This is a genomic window from Vibrio sp. ECSMB14106 (genome assembly GCF_000972265.1).
GTDB lineage: Bacteria > Pseudomonadota > Gammaproteobacteria > Enterobacterales > Vibrionaceae > Vibrio > Vibrio kanaloae.
The window spans coordinates 178,854-193,754 of sequence record NZ_LAUM01000001.1 but is presented as its reverse complement, the minus strand read 5'-3'; the positions used below and the strand labels follow the sequence as shown (position 1 = coordinate 193,754).

The 14,901-nt window shown below is 43.1% G+C and carries 11 protein-coding genes; 7 read left to right on the top strand and 4 right to left on the bottom strand.

Going from position 1 to position 14,901, the window contains the following annotated elements; all coding sequences use genetic code 11:
* Positions 1 to 91: 91 nt before the first annotated feature.
* Entirely contained in the window at positions 92 to 2,317 is a 2,226-nt protein-coding gene (locus tag WR49_RS00810; RefSeq protein WP_046222739.1) for an NADP-dependent isocitrate dehydrogenase, read from the bottom strand.
* 321 nt (positions 2,318 to 2,638) lie between these two features.
* Between WR49_RS00810 and WR49_RS00805 the strand changes: the two genes are divergently transcribed.
* On the top strand, positions 2,639 to 3,373 hold the full coding sequence (locus WR49_RS00805; RefSeq protein ID WP_046222738.1) for a pseudouridine synthase: 735 nt from the start codon (positions 2,639 to 2,641) through the stop codon (positions 3,371 to 3,373).
* A 79-nt stretch (positions 3,374 to 3,452) separates the two neighbouring features.
* Here the strand turns inward: WR49_RS00805 and WR49_RS00800 are convergent, their stop codons facing one another.
* Positions 3,453 to 4,109: a DUF2057 family protein gene (locus tag WR49_RS00800; protein WP_046222737.1), complete on the bottom strand. Its 657-nt coding sequence runs from the start codon at positions 4,107 to 4,109 to the stop codon at positions 3,453 to 3,455.
* A 191-nt stretch (positions 4,110 to 4,300) separates the two neighbouring features.
* The gene (locus tag WR49_RS00795) at positions 4,301 to 5,299 is read right to left on the bottom strand and encodes a porin (RefSeq protein ID WP_046222736.1); all 999 of its coding nucleotides are present in this window, start codon (positions 5,297 to 5,299) and stop codon (positions 4,301 to 4,303) included.
* Between the two features lie 512 nt (positions 5,300 to 5,811).
* On the opposite strand from WR49_RS00795, the gene dinG reads away from it, so the two are divergent.
* The 5 genes from dinG to WR49_RS00770 all read left to right on the top strand — a co-directional run bounded on the left by dinG (position 5,812) and on the right by WR49_RS00770 (position 10,709).
* Positions 5,812 to 7,887: an ATP-dependent DNA helicase DinG gene (gene dinG, locus WR49_RS00790; RefSeq protein ID WP_046222735.1), complete on the top strand. Its 2,076-nt coding sequence runs from the start codon at positions 5,812 to 5,814 to the stop codon at positions 7,885 to 7,887.
* A gap of 127 nt (positions 7,888 to 8,014) precedes the next feature.
* Positions 8,015 to 8,794 (top strand): sulfite exporter TauE/SafE family protein, encoded by a 780-nt coding sequence (locus tag WR49_RS00785; RefSeq protein ID WP_017055023.1) that lies wholly within the window; start codon positions 8,015 to 8,017, stop codon positions 8,792 to 8,794.
* A gap of 22 nt (positions 8,795 to 8,816) precedes the next feature.
* The gene (locus tag WR49_RS00780; protein WP_046222734.1) at positions 8,817 to 9,365 is read left to right on the top strand and encodes a primosomal replication protein; all 549 of its coding nucleotides are present in this window, start codon (positions 8,817 to 8,819) and stop codon (positions 9,363 to 9,365) included.
* The gene (gene rsmS / locus WR49_RS00775; RefSeq protein ID WP_046222733.1) at positions 9,355 to 9,525 is read left to right on the top strand and encodes a pleiotropic regulatory protein RsmS; all 171 of its coding nucleotides are present in this window, start codon (positions 9,355 to 9,357) and stop codon (positions 9,523 to 9,525) included. Before WR49_RS00780 ends, rsmS begins: the two co-directional genes overlap by 11 nt.
* A gap of 50 nt (positions 9,526 to 9,575) precedes the next feature.
* A complete protein-coding gene (locus WR49_RS00770) occupies positions 9,576 to 10,709 on the top strand; it encodes a ribosomal protein uL16 3-hydroxylase (protein ID WP_046222732.1) in 1,134 nt (377 codons plus the stop codon).
* A 141-nt stretch (positions 10,710 to 10,850) separates the two neighbouring features.
* On the opposite strand, the gene WR49_RS00765 is transcribed toward WR49_RS00770, so the two are convergent.
* Positions 10,851 to 12,968 (bottom strand): methyl-accepting chemotaxis protein, encoded by a 2,118-nt coding sequence (locus WR49_RS00765; RefSeq protein ID WP_046222731.1) that lies wholly within the window; start codon positions 12,966 to 12,968, stop codon positions 10,851 to 10,853.
* Between the two features lie 688 nt (positions 12,969 to 13,656).
* Here WR49_RS00765 and emrD point away from each other — a divergent pair.
* Positions 13,657 to 14,862, top strand: a complete 1,206-nt coding sequence (emrD, locus tag WR49_RS00760) for a multidrug efflux MFS transporter EmrD (protein ID WP_046222730.1) — start codon at positions 13,657 to 13,659, stop codon at positions 14,860 to 14,862.
* The last annotated feature ends 39 nt before the right edge of the window (positions 14,863 to 14,901 follow it).

Genomic DNA, 14,901 nt, shown 5'->3' with positions numbered 1-14,901 from the left:
AATTTTGATTTAGCCAGGAAATACATTTCTTACTTAACTAGAAGGTAACTATCAAACCATGTTTATGACTTGATAGTTATGAGTACAATCACTATGCATCAATAAATGCGTTTAGCGTTGAACTTGGGCGCATTAGAGTTGAAACCAATGCGTCGTCAAGTAGGTAGTAACCACCTAAGTCACCAGCTACACCTTGAGCGTTGTTTAGCTCAGCAACAATCGCTTCTTCGTTTTCCGTCAGTTGATGCGCCACACTAGCAAACTCTGCTGCTAAATCAGCATCAACAGTTTGTTCAGCAAGTGCTTTAGCCCAGTATGCAGCTAGGTAGTAGTGGCTACCACGGTTATCAAGCTCACCCACTTTACGTGAAGGTGACTTATTATGATCTAGGAATTCGCCCGTCGCTTTATCAAGTGCATCAGCTAGAACTTGCGCTTTAGCATTCCCTGTCACTACGCTTAGGTGCTCTAGTGACGCCGCTAATGCTAAGAATTCACCCAGAGAATCCCAGCGCAGATGGTTTTCTTTCTCTACTTGCTGCACGTGCTTAGGAGCCGAGCCGCCAGCACCTGTTTCAAACAAACCACCACCGTTCATTAGCGGAACAATTGATAGCATCTTAGCTGATGTACCCAGTTCTAGAATTGGGAACAAGTCAGTTAGGTAATCACGTAAAACGTTACCTGTAACTGAAATCGTATCTAGGCCTTCTTTAATACGAGCCAATGAGTATTGAGTTGCTTCAAGTGGAGCAAGGATCTTAATTTCAAGACCATCAGTATCGTATTCAGAAAGGTACGTTTCAACTTTCTTAATAAGCTGAGCGTCGTGCGCGCGAGACTCATCTAGCCAGAATATCGCTGGAACACCCGAAGCTCGAGCACGAGTTACCGCCAGTTTAACCCAGTCTTGAATCGGCGCATCTTTAACCTGACACATACGGAAGATATCGCCTTCCTCTACGTCTTGCTCCAAAAGCACTGAGCCTGAAGCGTCAACAACTTGAACCTGACCAGCAGCTTCAAGAATGAAAGTTTTATCATGAGAACCATACTCTTCCGCTTTTTGAGCCATCAAACCAACGTTTGGTACGCTCCCCATAGTCGTAGGGTCAAAAGCACCGTTCTCTTTACAGAAATCAATAACCGCTTGGTAGATACTCGCATAGCTACGATCTGGGATCATTGCTTTCGTATCTTTTTGCTTACCTTCTGGGTCCCACATTTGACCTGAAGAACGCAGCATTGCTGGCATAGATGCATCAACAATGATGTCACTTGGTACGTGTAGGTTAGTAATACCACGGTCCGAATCAACCATAGCCAGTGGAGGCTGAGTCTCGTATACCGCTTGTAAGTCAGCTTCTATTGCTTCTTTCTGCGCTTGAGGAAGCTCAGCAATTTTCGCATATACATCACCGATGCCGTTATTAACATCAACACCTAACTCTTCAAATAGTTGGCCGTGCTTAGCGAATACGTCTTTGTAGTAAACCTTAACCGCGTGACCAAAAATCACTGGATCAGAGACTTTCATCATCGTCGCTTTCATGTGAAGTGAAAGCAGAACGCCTTGCTCCTTAGCGGATGCGATCTCCTTTTCAAAGAAGTTTACCAAAGCCGTTTTATTCATCACCGATGCATCGATGATCTCTTTATCTTGCAATGCGAAAGCTGGCTTAAGCGTTTTCTTAGAACCGTCTTTACCAACAAACTCAATGCTTACTTGAGTAGCACCTTCAATTGTCACTGACTTTTCACTACCGAAGAAGTCTTTATCGTCCATGCTTGAAACATGTGACTTAGAGTCTGCAGACCAAGCGCCCATAGAGTGTGGGTTTTTCTTCGCGTAGTTCTTAACAGAAAGTGGAGCACGACGGTCAGAGTTACCTTCACGTAGTACTGGGTTTACTGCACTGCCTTTGATCTTGTCATAAGTCGCTTTCACTGCTTTTTCTTCATCAGTATTCGCTTCTTCAGGATAATTAGGAAGTGCGTAACCTTTTGACTGTAGCTCTTTGATCGTTGCTTGAAGTTGAGGTACAGATGCAGAGATATTTGGAAGTTTAATGATGTTCGCTTCTGGGGTTTTAGCCAGCTCACCTAGCTCTGCTAATGCATCACCAATACGCTGCTCTTCATTCAAGTAGTCAGGGAAGTTGGCAATAATGCGCCCTGCAAGTGAAATATCGCGAGTATCAACGTCAATACCAGAAGAAGCCGTAAAAGATTGAATGATTGGCAGCAGAGAGTAAGTTGCTAGTGCCGGAGCTTCGTCTGTGATGGTATAGATGATGGTTGGTTTTTCAGTAGGCATGAAATTTCCCTATAGTTCTTACAAGCTCACTGAGAGTAGTGAGAATGTTATAAATTGACCAATAAGCGACTCTGAGAGTGAAAACTGCTTACTTGGTAGTCGTACTCTATCTTATTCCTCATGCTATTTTGATGACAGCATGAACCAAATCCGTGAGTGCGTTGTTATAATAAAACACGAAGGTATAATTAAACAAATCAGGCTTAAGAGTCCATCAACTTGTTCTATTTTGTGTCTTTTAGGCGCGCAAATGATAGCTCAATTCCGTTTCAGTGAAAACTTTTCAGCACACTTCATTTACATTTTTGCAAGGTAGTTAACATGTCGACTCGCTCACTCAGCGCATCTCGCTCAGACAAACCAACTCGTTCTGGCGCAACATTAAAACAAAGCGGTAATAGGCAGAACCGAAGCAGTGATAAAAATAGCACTGGCAATTCACATAAAAGACCTCACTCAAGTAAACACCGTTACAAGAGCAAACCTATGAGTACCAAACCAAAGGTAACATTGGAAGAGCGAAAAGTGATTCTGTTTAACAAGCCTTTTGATACTCTCAGCCAGTTCACCGATGGTGAAGGCAGAAAAACGTTGGCTGATTTTATACCAATTAAAGATGTTTATGCTGCAGGACGACTTGACCGCGACAGCGAAGGATTAATGGTCTTAACCAATGATGGCATCTTTCAAGCTAAACTAACTCAGCCCAACTCAAAGTCACCAAAGACTTATTGGGTGCAGGTTGAAGGAAGCCCCTCTGAGGAAGATTTAGATAAATTGAGAAAAGGTGTCGAGCTAAAAGACGGTATGACACTGCCAGCAAGAGTAGAAATAATGCCAGAGCCAGAGGTTTGGGAAAGAACCCCTCCAGTTAGGTTTAGAGCTGCAATACCGACTACATGGATAGCGATGACTATCATTGAAGGACGTAACCGTCAGGTAAGGCGTATGACAGCCAATATAGGCTTCCCTACTCTACGCCTCATTCGTTATTCGATGGGTAATATGAACGTCGGTGAGCTTCAGCCTGGTGAGTGGAGAGAGGTAAAGCTTTAACCGCTTGAACGAATAAGCCAGCAGCTAGTGCTCCTGGCTTCGCTTCCTAAAAACAGTCATCAACGTTGATTGAGTTCGTTTACTGCTGATCAACCAACCATTTACGGAGTGATTTACGCTCAGTTGGCGACAATTTCAAATACGACATTTTTGCTTTTTGCATTTCTAAGCTATCTTGGCCTACAGACTTAGCTGCTTGTTGCTTACCGTTTACTAAACTTGCAGCGGCAACAGGTGCAATGACATTACCCGCAAAGCTGATGCCATTGGCTGCGTTATAAATCGCAAGTTGTTCGTCAAGGTTTGAATATGGGAGCATGCCCTTTTTCCCCACCATTTTGATTTGGTCGTAATCTATATCGCTGCCATTGAGGCTCACATTCCAGTCAATCGTATCGCCTTCAAACACTTTTCTTGCTTGAAGTACGTCCTTCAGTTTCGGACCGTCGATTTCCAATTCGCCACCATTAACATCCAAGGTAAGAATATAAGGCGCTGAAGTGAAGTTGCCACGCTGCTCACCTCGCCCCAACATCGTATCCATGCGTAACACGATTTGATTCGACCCCGTGGTAAGCATAAACGGTTCATCCATCTGTTTTTGACTATTGATAAATAACACTTCAACCCCTTGAGCCACATCTAGCTCGGTCGACGAATTGGTGTTTGCATATGCATTCGGGACACTCAACGCGGAAAGCGCCATTAAAATCGAAGTCCAAATAGTACGTTTCATGATTTAACCCTTTTTTATCATTAAGTCTTATACCCAAATAACCTCGAGGTCTCGCTAACACCATGCATAAAAATATAGCTTACTAGCCAGAGATTTAAGCTCAGTTGGGTATAACACTGACAGCTTTCCTATATAATCAAAAAGGCCGCATAAATGCGACCTTTGTTTACATTCAACTTGATATCAAGTGATTAGAATGTGTAGTACATACCAGCAACAACACCATCAGCTTCAACTTTGTTGTTGTTATCAGTTACTTCTTCGGCATCAGTATATTCAACGAATGCTAAGATGTTGCTAGAAACTGAGTAATCAGCACCGATAGTGTAGTAGTTGATTTCTTCATCGTTATCACCGTCAGTGAAGCCGAATGAGGTGTATAGACGTGCTTTTTCGATTTGGTAGTCTAAAGCTGCAGAAATTGTGTCTAGATCTGAAGCACCATCGATGTCTTCAAAGATGTAGTTCACTGCCGCGCCGAAGTTACCTAGAGTAAGACCAGCTTTTGCACCCATGATGCTGTGATCAGTACCATTTCCACGGTTACCTTGATCTTGGTAAGTTGCGCCAAGAGTGAACATCTCGTCGAAAGCGTATTCAGCAGATACACCGTATGCAGCATCTTCATCTTCATTTGAAGATAGGTAAGTATCAGCAATCAGCTTAAGACCACCAGTTGTGTACTTTGCTGAAATTGCATGACCATCACCCTCAAGAGAGCTAACAAAGTCATCCATGTAACCTAAACCTTCGTTAGTGTTGTCTAGTGTTACTGCGTCTAGAGAGTCACCGAAGTCACCTACTTCACCAGCAGCAATACCGAAGTTTTCACCAATATTGAAACCGAAGTAAAGGTCATCAGTTTGCATTGCATTATCGTCATCTACCTTACCTTTCCAACCATCAAAACCGTTACCGTTTTGGATTTCGAAAGAGCCGAATGCAGATACGCTATCATTCAACTTATGCGTTGCATCAATCTGAATTTTTGCCCATAGATCCACGTCAATGTCAGATTTGTTTTTTGTAGCTGCACCATTAGCTGTTGTTGTTGATTCAGCAGTACTTAGGTAAGTATCGATTTCACCTTTAACGTTGAACGCTGTAGTGCCGTCGTCATAAATGTTGCCTGCTGCTAGCGTAGAAGTTGAGATACCCGCTAGTGCTAATGCGATTAGAGTCTTTTTCATAATAAATCCACTGCCTTTTCTAAGAATGGGAGATCCTTGCCCGGTTCCCTATTATTTTTGTGACTAGTAATTACCACTCTTTGTTGGCTAACCACTGTCACTAAATTTCGATGTCTAGATTGCAAAAGATTATCCTGCGTGTCAAATAAACTAAAAAAACACTCAAAAAAAACATAAACAACTAAAAATCAAACACTTACATTTTTTTTCATTGTTTTACGAGTGACTTATCCTTAGTTTTACTGGGAAATATAATAACTATAAAAACAAAAAATACAGCATCAAAAACCATAAAAACAAAAACAAAACCACCAAATAAGAACTTTATACCTGATAGCCAGTCTTTTTTAATATTTATATTTCACAAGATAAATAAAATAGTTAAGTTCCTGATGGTTCAGTTTTTTTTTGTGAACGAGATCTACCTTTGATTCAAAAGCGAGCTATTTTGCCGTAAATGTACCGGCTAGTGATATGTGCTACTATCCTCGCTCCGTTACGTAGGTCACAGTATGCTAACTACTAAAATTCAAAACTCTATCCGCACCAGTTATCAAAACCTCCAAGATCAGTTGGACAACTTTGTACCTCGACGTGCTCAAAATTACCTTGTTGCAGAAATAGCAAAGACACTTTGTGGGCAATACCACAAAAGTAATCGCATGATTGTTGCAGAGGCAGGAACGGGGATTGGCAAATCACTAGCTTATTTGATGGCGACGATTCCTGTTGCGGTACTCAACAATCGAAAAATCGTCATTTCAACGGCGACGGTTGCACTTCAAGAACAACTCGTCAATAAAGACCTCCCTCTATATAGAAGACTTACTGATAGAGAGTTCTCTTTTATACTCGCCAAAGGTAGACAGCGTTATTGCTGTGCCGAGAAGTTAGCCGCTGCTTGTGGAGTTGATGGTGGACAAATGGCTATGTTCGACGCCAAACCAAAGAAAAAGGATACCGAACAGCTTCAAACCATGTACCGTAGTTTGGCTCAAGGCAAATGGGATGGTGACCGCGACTCATGGCCGAAACCAATCGACAATATAATTTGGCAAATGATTGTCAGTGATAAGCACAGCTGTAATAACAGTATGCCTTCTCATAGAGACTGCCCTTTCCAAAAAGCACGCTCGGAGCTAGATAAAGCGGACGTGATTATCGCCAATCACAGTTTAGTGATGGCTGACGCAGACCTAGGCGGTGGAGTTATTCTTCCAGAACCTGAGAATAGTATCTATATCTTCGATGAGGCCCATCATTTACCTCACGTAGCAAGAGATCACTCGTCTGCAGCGGCGAGCTTAAAAGGCGCCGCATCTTGGTTAGAGCGCTTAAATCAATCCATCACCAAGCTTTCGGGCCTCGCGGACGAAAAGCGCGTTAATCGATTCAGAAATGAACTGCAAGATTCAGTACAGCAGCTGATTCCCACTCTGAATCAGCTAAACAAACAATTTGACACCGCCCATTTTGAAGACGGGTTGTTTCGTTTTGAGCACGGCGAGCTACCCGAATGGCTAGAAAGTGAATCTAAAGATCTCAAGCAGCTCACTCAAAAGGCGAGTCAAGCCGTCGCAAAAGTTGCAGACCTCATTGCTGAACGTGTTAAAGACGGTGAACTTTCAGCGAAATTAGCCGAGCCCGCACTCGCTGAAATAGGTTTCTATATACAAAGGACAGAGAATCTAGCGCAAGTATGGCGCCTAATGGCGGAACCTAAGCGAGAAAAGGGGGCGCCGTTAGCGCGTTGGCTTGAGTTAAACAAAGAGAGTGAAGGCGATATCGTCGTGAATGTTTCACCATTAGAGGTGGGCTGGCAACTTGACCAACAGATTTGGAGCCGCTGTGTTGGAGCCGTCTTAGTTTCTGCGACAATGAGAGCGCTCAATTCCTTCAGCTTCTTCAGTCATCAAGCCGGTATCAGTCAAAAAGCGGAAGATGGTGTGCAATTTCTGGCTTTAGCGTCACCGTTTGATTATCAGAATCAAGCAGAGCTGATCGTTCCAGCTATGAAATACGAACCGCAAGCACCTCAGTTTACCGAATATCTTATTGAAATTTTGCCTAAGATAATAGAAGAAAACAAAGCCAATCTCGTTCTATTCTCTTCTTACTGGCAAATGAATAAAGTTGCAGAAGCTTTGGCAACAGATTTCGTTAAAAAGTCATGGGCTTTACAGGTTCAAGGTGATACTTCACGCACTAAAATCCTAAAAAAACATAAAAAACTCATAGACCAAGGTAAAACAAGCGTTCTTTTTGGGACTGGCAGCTTTTCAGAAGGCCTTGACCTACCAGGAGCACTTCTTGAAAACCTAGTTATTACCAAGATTCCTTTTGGCGTTCCAACCTCCCCAGTAGAACAAGCACATTCAGAATATATTGAATCACGTGGCGGTAATCCCTTTATGCAGATTACTGTTCCAGATGCGAGTAAAAAGCTTATTCAATCTGTCGGTCGGCTACTGCGAAAAGAACGAGATTCTGGTAAAGTCACCATCCTTGATAGACGTATAGTGACGAAGCGATACGGGAAGTCCCTACTCGACTCGCTACCGCCTTTTAAAAGAACAATAAATTACTAATTTTCCTACCATTAAGGTAGTTATGGGCCAGTTATCGCTAGGCCCTTCATTCACAACCCAACATGACTAATCCATCGATTATTCGTGTGGCTGTACGACCAGCCGACAACGAGAACACTAGCTATTTATGGAAATGATTGAACCAACCATGTTGGTTATTCTTGCTCTGGTTGCATTTGCAGCTGGCTTTATTGATGCTGTCGCCGGTGGTGGTGGGATGTTAACCGTTCCCGCTTTGTTATCACTTGGCCTGCCACCACACATTGCGTTGGGTACCAATAAGCTCGCTGCGACGTTTGCCTCATCGACAGCGGCTTTTACGTATTACCGTAAGAAATTATTTAAACCCGAGTGCTGGGTCAACGCATTTATAGCAACGCTAATAGGTGCGACTATTGGTACATTAACCGTTGATGCAATCAGTACTGAATGGTTAGAGAAAGTCTTACCGCTCATTATTTTAGCGGCGGCGGTCTATACCATTTTCCACAAGACTCCAGACGTGAGCCACGATGTATCTCCTAAACCGTGTCCGGTACTTAAAAGAAAACAAAAGTACCAAGGATTCATTCTTGGGTTTTACGATGGTGTTGCAGGCCCAGGAACCGGCGCATTTTGGACCGTAAGTTCTATGGCACTTTACCGCCTGAATATCTTACTTGCTTCTGGCCTAGCTAAAGCAATGAACTTTACCAGTAACTTCACTTCTTTGGTAACTTTCGCCATTTTGGGTCATATTGATTGGGTTCTTGGTTTAACCATGGGTGTTTGCTTAATGGCAGGGGCATTTGTTGGTGCACACTCTGCGATTCGTTTTGGTGCGACGTTTATACGACCTGTCTTTGTGACTGTGGTCAGTGTTCTTGCAATTAAACTGGCTTACGAAGCGTGGTTTGTAAACTTATAGCTACCAGCAAACAGGAAGCAACATGAATCAGTTTTCAAAACTAAAAAGTGTTATTGACACCTTGATTGGCCATTGCTCTCAGGTCGATAAATCTCGTGGTGCTTACCATCAAGCATTGTTTGATCGAGCCTTGTTTAAGTGTGGCTCCTCTATTCTGCTTCCTTATGCACTTGAAACTCAGGCGACTTATAACACCATCATTCGTGAACAGGACACCAATCAACTCACTTCATCACGAGCGAATTACCTAACTGAAAAACTGACCAACCAGATTGCAGCGATTCAACGAGAGTTAGCGAATCACGATTTGCGTCTAGATAGAAAAAGTAAATCAGGGAAAAGTTTAAACGATTTATACAATGAACTTGCACAGCATCAAGATTGGCAAAAGCGGCTAGTCGATTTAGTTCAAGCACGAAAGTTAGCGTTTGATTCTGCGCCTCGCCACAGTAAGAAAAAAGCGGAAGAGGCTTGGCAGTTAGCAAAAGAACGATTAGAGCGCTGTGAAGACTCAATGAAAAATATTGAGAGATTGATTAACTTAGAGAACCCTAAGCGAAATGAATACTGATAACACACCATCACCACTGGATAACGCACCAGAAGAAGTTAAGTTGGCTGTCGACCTGATCTATCTGCTCGAAAGCAACGAAATCGATCCAAAAGTAGCGTTAGAAGCAATCAAAATGGTCCAGCAAGATTTACAAGCCAAACTAGCATCTAGCATCTAGCATCTAGCATCTAGCATCTAGCATCTAGCATTAAAATATACAGGATTCACATGTACCAACTTAGCTTTTCTATGCCCGAGTTTCTTGAAAATTACTGGCATAAAAAACCAACCATCTTAAAAGGTGGCTTCCAAAACTTCGTCGACCCAATTTCGCCGGAAGAACTTGCTGGTTTATCGATGGAAGAAGAAGTGGATTCTCGCTTTGTTTCTAACCTCGACAACAAATGGACAGCCGAACATGGTCCATTCACGGAAGAGAAGTTTGGTGAACTCACTGAAAGCCATTGGCAATTGGTTGTTCAAGCGGCGAACCACTGGCATCAAGGTGCAAATCAACTGACTGAAGCGTTCCAACAATTACCAAACTGGTTGTTTGACGATCTCATGATTTGCTACTCAGCACCTGAAGGCGGTGTTGGCCCTCACATTGATCAATACGATGTATTCATCATCCAAGGTCAAGGTAAGCGTCAATGGAAGGTTGGTGCGAAGGATATAGGTCAGTACACAGAATCCGTTCAAGCTTCAGCACTTCGTCAAATAGAAGGCTTTGAGCCAATCATTGATGAAACCTTAGAGCCAGGTGATATCCTTTATATTCCACCAGGCTTCCCGCACGAAGGTAACACGTTAGAACCATCAATGAGCTACTCTATTGGCTACCGTTCTCCTAAAGAGCAAGAGCTAATCAGTAATTTTGCCGACTTTGTACTTGCTCATGATATGGGTGACGTTCACCTACATGACCCAGAATTTAAAACGCAAGATGGTTACGGCAAGATTCGTTCATCAGACTTAGATAACCTGACTGATATGTTGAAGTCAGCCTTGGAAGAACCAGAAACGATCAGTGATTTCATGGGTTGCCTGCTAAGCCAGTCACGCCACCAGCTTGATATCGTTGCACCTGATCCTTTGTGGACTCAAGAAGAGATCGCTCAGCACTTAGAGTCTGAGGGCGAGATCCATCGTGTATCTGGCTTAAAAGCGCTCTACCATGAAAATGAAAGCAATACGGCTTACATCAATGGTGAAGTGGTTAAGGTTGACGAAGCTGACTCATCACTACTCAACATACTTTGCGATGAGGCCGTAATTAATTCAGCTGCCACTCTATCTCCTTCGGGCGTAACGGTTGTGACTGAGTTAGTGAACAAAGGTTACTGGTTTATCGAAGACTAACTTCGCTAGCAGAGGTTTCGGCGAAAATTACTGAGTTTTAGAAGCTAGAACGTTAGACCAAACCTCAGAAGTAACAAAAAAGGACAAATGAAATCTCCATTTGTCCTTTTTTAATTCACTTTTTTAATCAGTTTTAAACCACTAGACCTTAAACTGATTAACTAATTTCTGTTGCTGTTGAGACAGCCGATCAATTTCACTTCCGACTTGTTCAGACGCCGCGGCTTGCTCTAAAATCTTAGCGCTCAAATCACGAATGTTAACCACGCTTTGATTCACTTCACCAGAAACGGATTGCTGCTCTTCTGCCGCCCTGACGATCTGATTGTTCATGTCACTGATCGCTTCTATCGAGGTAAAGATCGAACCGAGATCTTCAACCGCTTTTTGAACATGTAACGCGGTATCATTGGCAAGAATATTACCTTCTTGTATCGCCTCAACAACATCTTGAGTACCTGCGTGCACCTTATCGATAACCGCTCTGATTTCACCAACCGATGAATGCGTGCGACTTGCTAGGTTTCTCACCTCATCCGCCACAACCGCAAAACCTCGACCTTGCTCACCGGCCCTCGCCGCTTCAATCGCCGCATTCAGTGCTAATAAGTTAGTTTGCTCAGAAATACCTTCAATAACACTTAAAATCTCAGTGATGTTGCCGTTATTTTTAGCCAACTCTTCAACAATAGGCACCGCGCTCGACATGCGTTCAACCAACTTTCTCATTTCACCGGCAGAAAGCTCAATAACTTCTTGGCCTTGTTGAGCAGAACGGTTAGCTTCGCTAGCCGCATCAACGGCCACTTCTGCATTTTGCACCACCAAGCCTGCTGTTTGAGTCATTTCCTCAGCGGCTGTCGCTACTAAGTCGACTTCTTTAAATTGAGACTCACTGCTTTCACGTGTGCTTGATGCGGATGCTTTCGCTTGGCCTGTTGTGCTCGCCACTTGCTCTGTAGTTAAAACCACTTCTTTAATTGTGTGCTGTAACTTATCTAAGAATAAGTTAAACCCTTTCGCTAACTGACCGATTTCGTCTTGAGATTTGACTTCTAGACGTTGAGTCAAATCCCCCTCGCCAGAAGCAATGTCATTCAGTCTCTCGACCACCTGTCGAATAGGCTTAACAATTGAAAGGGAAGCAAATGCGATAATAGCTAAACCGAACAAAATGAATACGGTACCTGCAATTACTTCCGTTTTAATGCCTTCACTTAGCTTAGTACTAATGATGGAATCCAATTTGTTGGCATCAGCGACGACGCTCTCTCTCGGAATCTCAAACAACACACCCCAAGTTTGGTTAGCCGCAACAACAGGTGCAAATGCAAGTAACCACTCGTCGTTTTTGCTCCATTGCGTTGTCACTTCGCCACCAAAGATAAAGTCGGTCATCAAATCACTGTTCGTGTGGTCACTCTGGAAAGTCGAACCAACAGCAATACTAGAATCATCAGAAGCAATAACCGAACCGTCCAAGCTAACGACATAAATAGCACCAGCACCATCAAACAAACTTTGATCAGATTGAGTGACTACATCCACTAAGCCATCAAGCCTTAGGTCTATCCCTAAGAAACCAATGGCTACATCATCGACTAAAATAGGCACAGAAATTGAGGAGGTCAGTAAGGTTTTACCTCCGCTGTTTACAACTTTTGGTGTACTAATACACGTTTGCCCTGATGACAAAGGACAATAAAAACGCTCACTGTTGCTATCATCGCTCAATGTTGATTCTGAGATCACGTTCGGCAAAACATTCTCACCGTTATCAGCCACCTTCCAATAAGGTGCGAAACGGCCTTTTTCGTTAGATCCGACATAATCAGCATCCACATAGTTCGCGTCTTCACTATCAAGCAAGTCTGGCTTAAAGACTAAGTACGCCCCTTGAATCGAATCAAAGTTTAAAACTGAACGACGCACCATTTCGTCCAATGCAGTACGAAGTTCTTCACTTGGGGTAAAGTTTTCATCCGCATTATTCTTTAGAAACAGAGCACTCGCCGCAAGCATCTCGGCACGGTAAATAGCTTCGTCGATATAACGTTGCGTTTCTTGAGCATTGAGCTGAGAAACAGACGCCAACAACTGCTGAGTTTTATTGATAACCGATTCTGAACTTTGAGACTTTATGACTTGTTGATTACTCGTCGCGTTGTAGATCGAGAAACCAATAAGAGACAGTGATGTAATGATTAGGCAACAACCTGCTAAAAGGGTTATTTTCCACTGTACCGATAGAGAGCGCATTTAATATCCTTATTTAAGCCAAAAGACTTCCTTAACCCTAACGCTCACATTGATAACTAATTACTGCATACAATGCTAATGAGGTTAGACGAATAGCTTAGCGAATAATTACAGCACAATTTGCATACATATAAAACGAAAGTTTACATAAATGTTAATAAGTCGTGTTTTTGTCTTTTGTTACTGTGATTTCAAGAGCTTTCAGCTTGTCACTCCAAGTAAAATTGTCGAAGGCATAACCCGCAATTTTCGATGCTCACTAATCGGATTGATCTTGTAAACTCCCATAATTTAGAGGAATGCTGTTTTATCAAGGCAACCTTTTTATTTTCTACATAGTCACTCTGATAGAAATTGTTATATTGCACTCGGCTACTGAAACCTTTCTCCATAAACTTCTTTGCGCCTGCGCTTCTGGTCATGAATAACTCAAGTTGGTCTGAGTAATTATTATATTTCAATGAAACCTATTCACCCTTTTTATCTTTTAAACTTTACTAATTTCGGATTAGTTTTTGTAATCCAAGTTATAGATTTTTATCTTGTTCAACTTCACATTTTTTGATTGCTAAGTCGCCACTCAAGCTCTAATATCTCGCGCCTAGATTCCCTAATCACTTTACTTATTTGGCTCTCCTTAATGGAGCGCTAAGGCTTTTTACGTCTTAATTTTTGGAGAGATACGCAAATGTCCGCCTCGTTTCCATTAGCGAAACTTACCTTTCTAATCGCTATTCTGACTGCCGTAGGTCAAATGACTCAAACGATGTACGTGCCTTCTATCGGTCATATGGCAGGTGAGTTCTTAGTTTCGGCATCTTCACTGCAAGCGGTGATGGCGTGTTACTTGATTCCTTATGGTCTTTCGCAATTTGTTTACGGCCCACTTTCTGATCGCCTAGGTCGCAAACCGATCATCGTTATTGGTTTGATCATCTACATCATCGGTACTCTGGTGGCATTGTTCGCTCACGAGTATGAATGGTTCTTAGTAGGTAGCTTTATCCAAGGTTTGGGCATCGGTTGTGGTGGGGCGATGTCTCGTACATTGACTCGCGACTGTTTTGAAGGCGCAGAACTGCACCGTGCAAACAGCTTGATTAGCATGTGTGTGATCTTCTCCCCATTGATGGCTCCTGTATTGGGCGGCTACCTAACCGAAGTTTTCGGCTGGCGTTCTAGCTACTTGTTCCTTGCGCTGTTCGGCATTGCTGTTGTGATCGCTATGATGACGAGCATGATGGAAACACTGCCGAAAGAACGACGCAAACATGAATCGGTTGCCAACAGCTACAAATTCGTTCTGTCCGACAAACGCTTCCAAGGTTTCTTACTGATATTGGTCGCAACATTTGCTGGTGTGGCCGTATTTGAAGCCGCTGCAGGTGTGTTGCTTGGCGGCGTACTAGGCTTACCGGCAACGACAGTAAGCTTGTTGTTTGTCTTGCCTATTCCGGGTTACTTAGTCGGTGCTGGCTTATCTAGTTACATCGCACAACGTCGCTCTGAGCGCCGCGCACTGAATGTTGGTCTAGTAGCTATATTGGTGGGCTCAACAGTGGTATTGATACCCGGTCTGTTTGGTCAAACAACAGCATTAACTTTGATTGGCGGTGCCACAATTTACTTCTTGGGCGCTGGCATCTTATTTCCAGCTGCGACAACAGGGGCACTTTCGCCATTCCCTCACCACGCTGGTACTGGAGGTGCGATTTTAGGCGGTATGCAGAACCTAGGTGCTGGCATCGCAACACTATTGGCATCGTTCTTCCCCGCTCAAGACCAACTGCCACTCGGTTGCCTGATGATTGTAATGTCATTCATCGCCATTCTTGGTTTACGTTGGGTTAATCGTAAACCTGACCATTCAAACGAAATACCATTGGCTATCTAAAATAGCGCTCTCATCATCCAAAAGGGACATACTCAAAAG

What these genes read in the sequence shown, in the direction of transcription:
- WR49_RS00795 (WP_046222736.1), bottom strand. Translation starts at nt 5,299, where the DNA reads ATGAAAAAGACTCTAATCGCATTAGCACTAGCGGGTATCTCAACTTCT.
- rsmS (WP_046222733.1), top strand. Translation starts at nt 9,355, where the DNA reads ATGAATACTGATAACACACCATCACCACTGGATAACGCACCAGAAGAA.
- dinG (WP_046222735.1), top strand. Translation starts at nt 5,812, where the DNA reads ATGCTAACTACTAAAATTCAAAACTCTATCCGCACCAGTTATCAAAAC.
- WR49_RS00785 (WP_017055023.1), top strand. Translation starts at nt 8,015, where the DNA reads ATGGAAATGATTGAACCAACCATGTTGGTTATTCTTGCTCTGGTTGCA.
- emrD (WP_046222730.1), top strand. Translation starts at nt 13,657, where the DNA reads ATGTCCGCCTCGTTTCCATTAGCGAAACTTACCTTTCTAATCGCTATT.
- WR49_RS00805 (WP_046222738.1), top strand. Translation starts at nt 2,639, where the DNA reads ATGTCGACTCGCTCACTCAGCGCATCTCGCTCAGACAAACCAACTCGT.
- WR49_RS00770 (WP_046222732.1), top strand. Translation starts at nt 9,576, where the DNA reads ATGTACCAACTTAGCTTTTCTATGCCCGAGTTTCTTGAAAATTACTGG.
- WR49_RS00810 (WP_046222739.1), bottom strand. Translation starts at nt 2,317, where the DNA reads ATGCCTACTGAAAAACCAACCATCATCTATACCATCACAGACGAAGCT.
- WR49_RS00780 (WP_046222734.1), top strand. Translation starts at nt 8,817, where the DNA reads ATGAATCAGTTTTCAAAACTAAAAAGTGTTATTGACACCTTGATTGGC.
- WR49_RS00765 (WP_046222731.1), bottom strand. Translation starts at nt 12,968, where the DNA reads ATGCGCTCTCTATCGGTACAGTGGAAAATAACCCTTTTAGCAGGTTGT.
- WR49_RS00800 (WP_046222737.1), bottom strand. Translation starts at nt 4,109, where the DNA reads ATGAAACGTACTATTTGGACTTCGATTTTAATGGCGCTTTCCGCGTTG.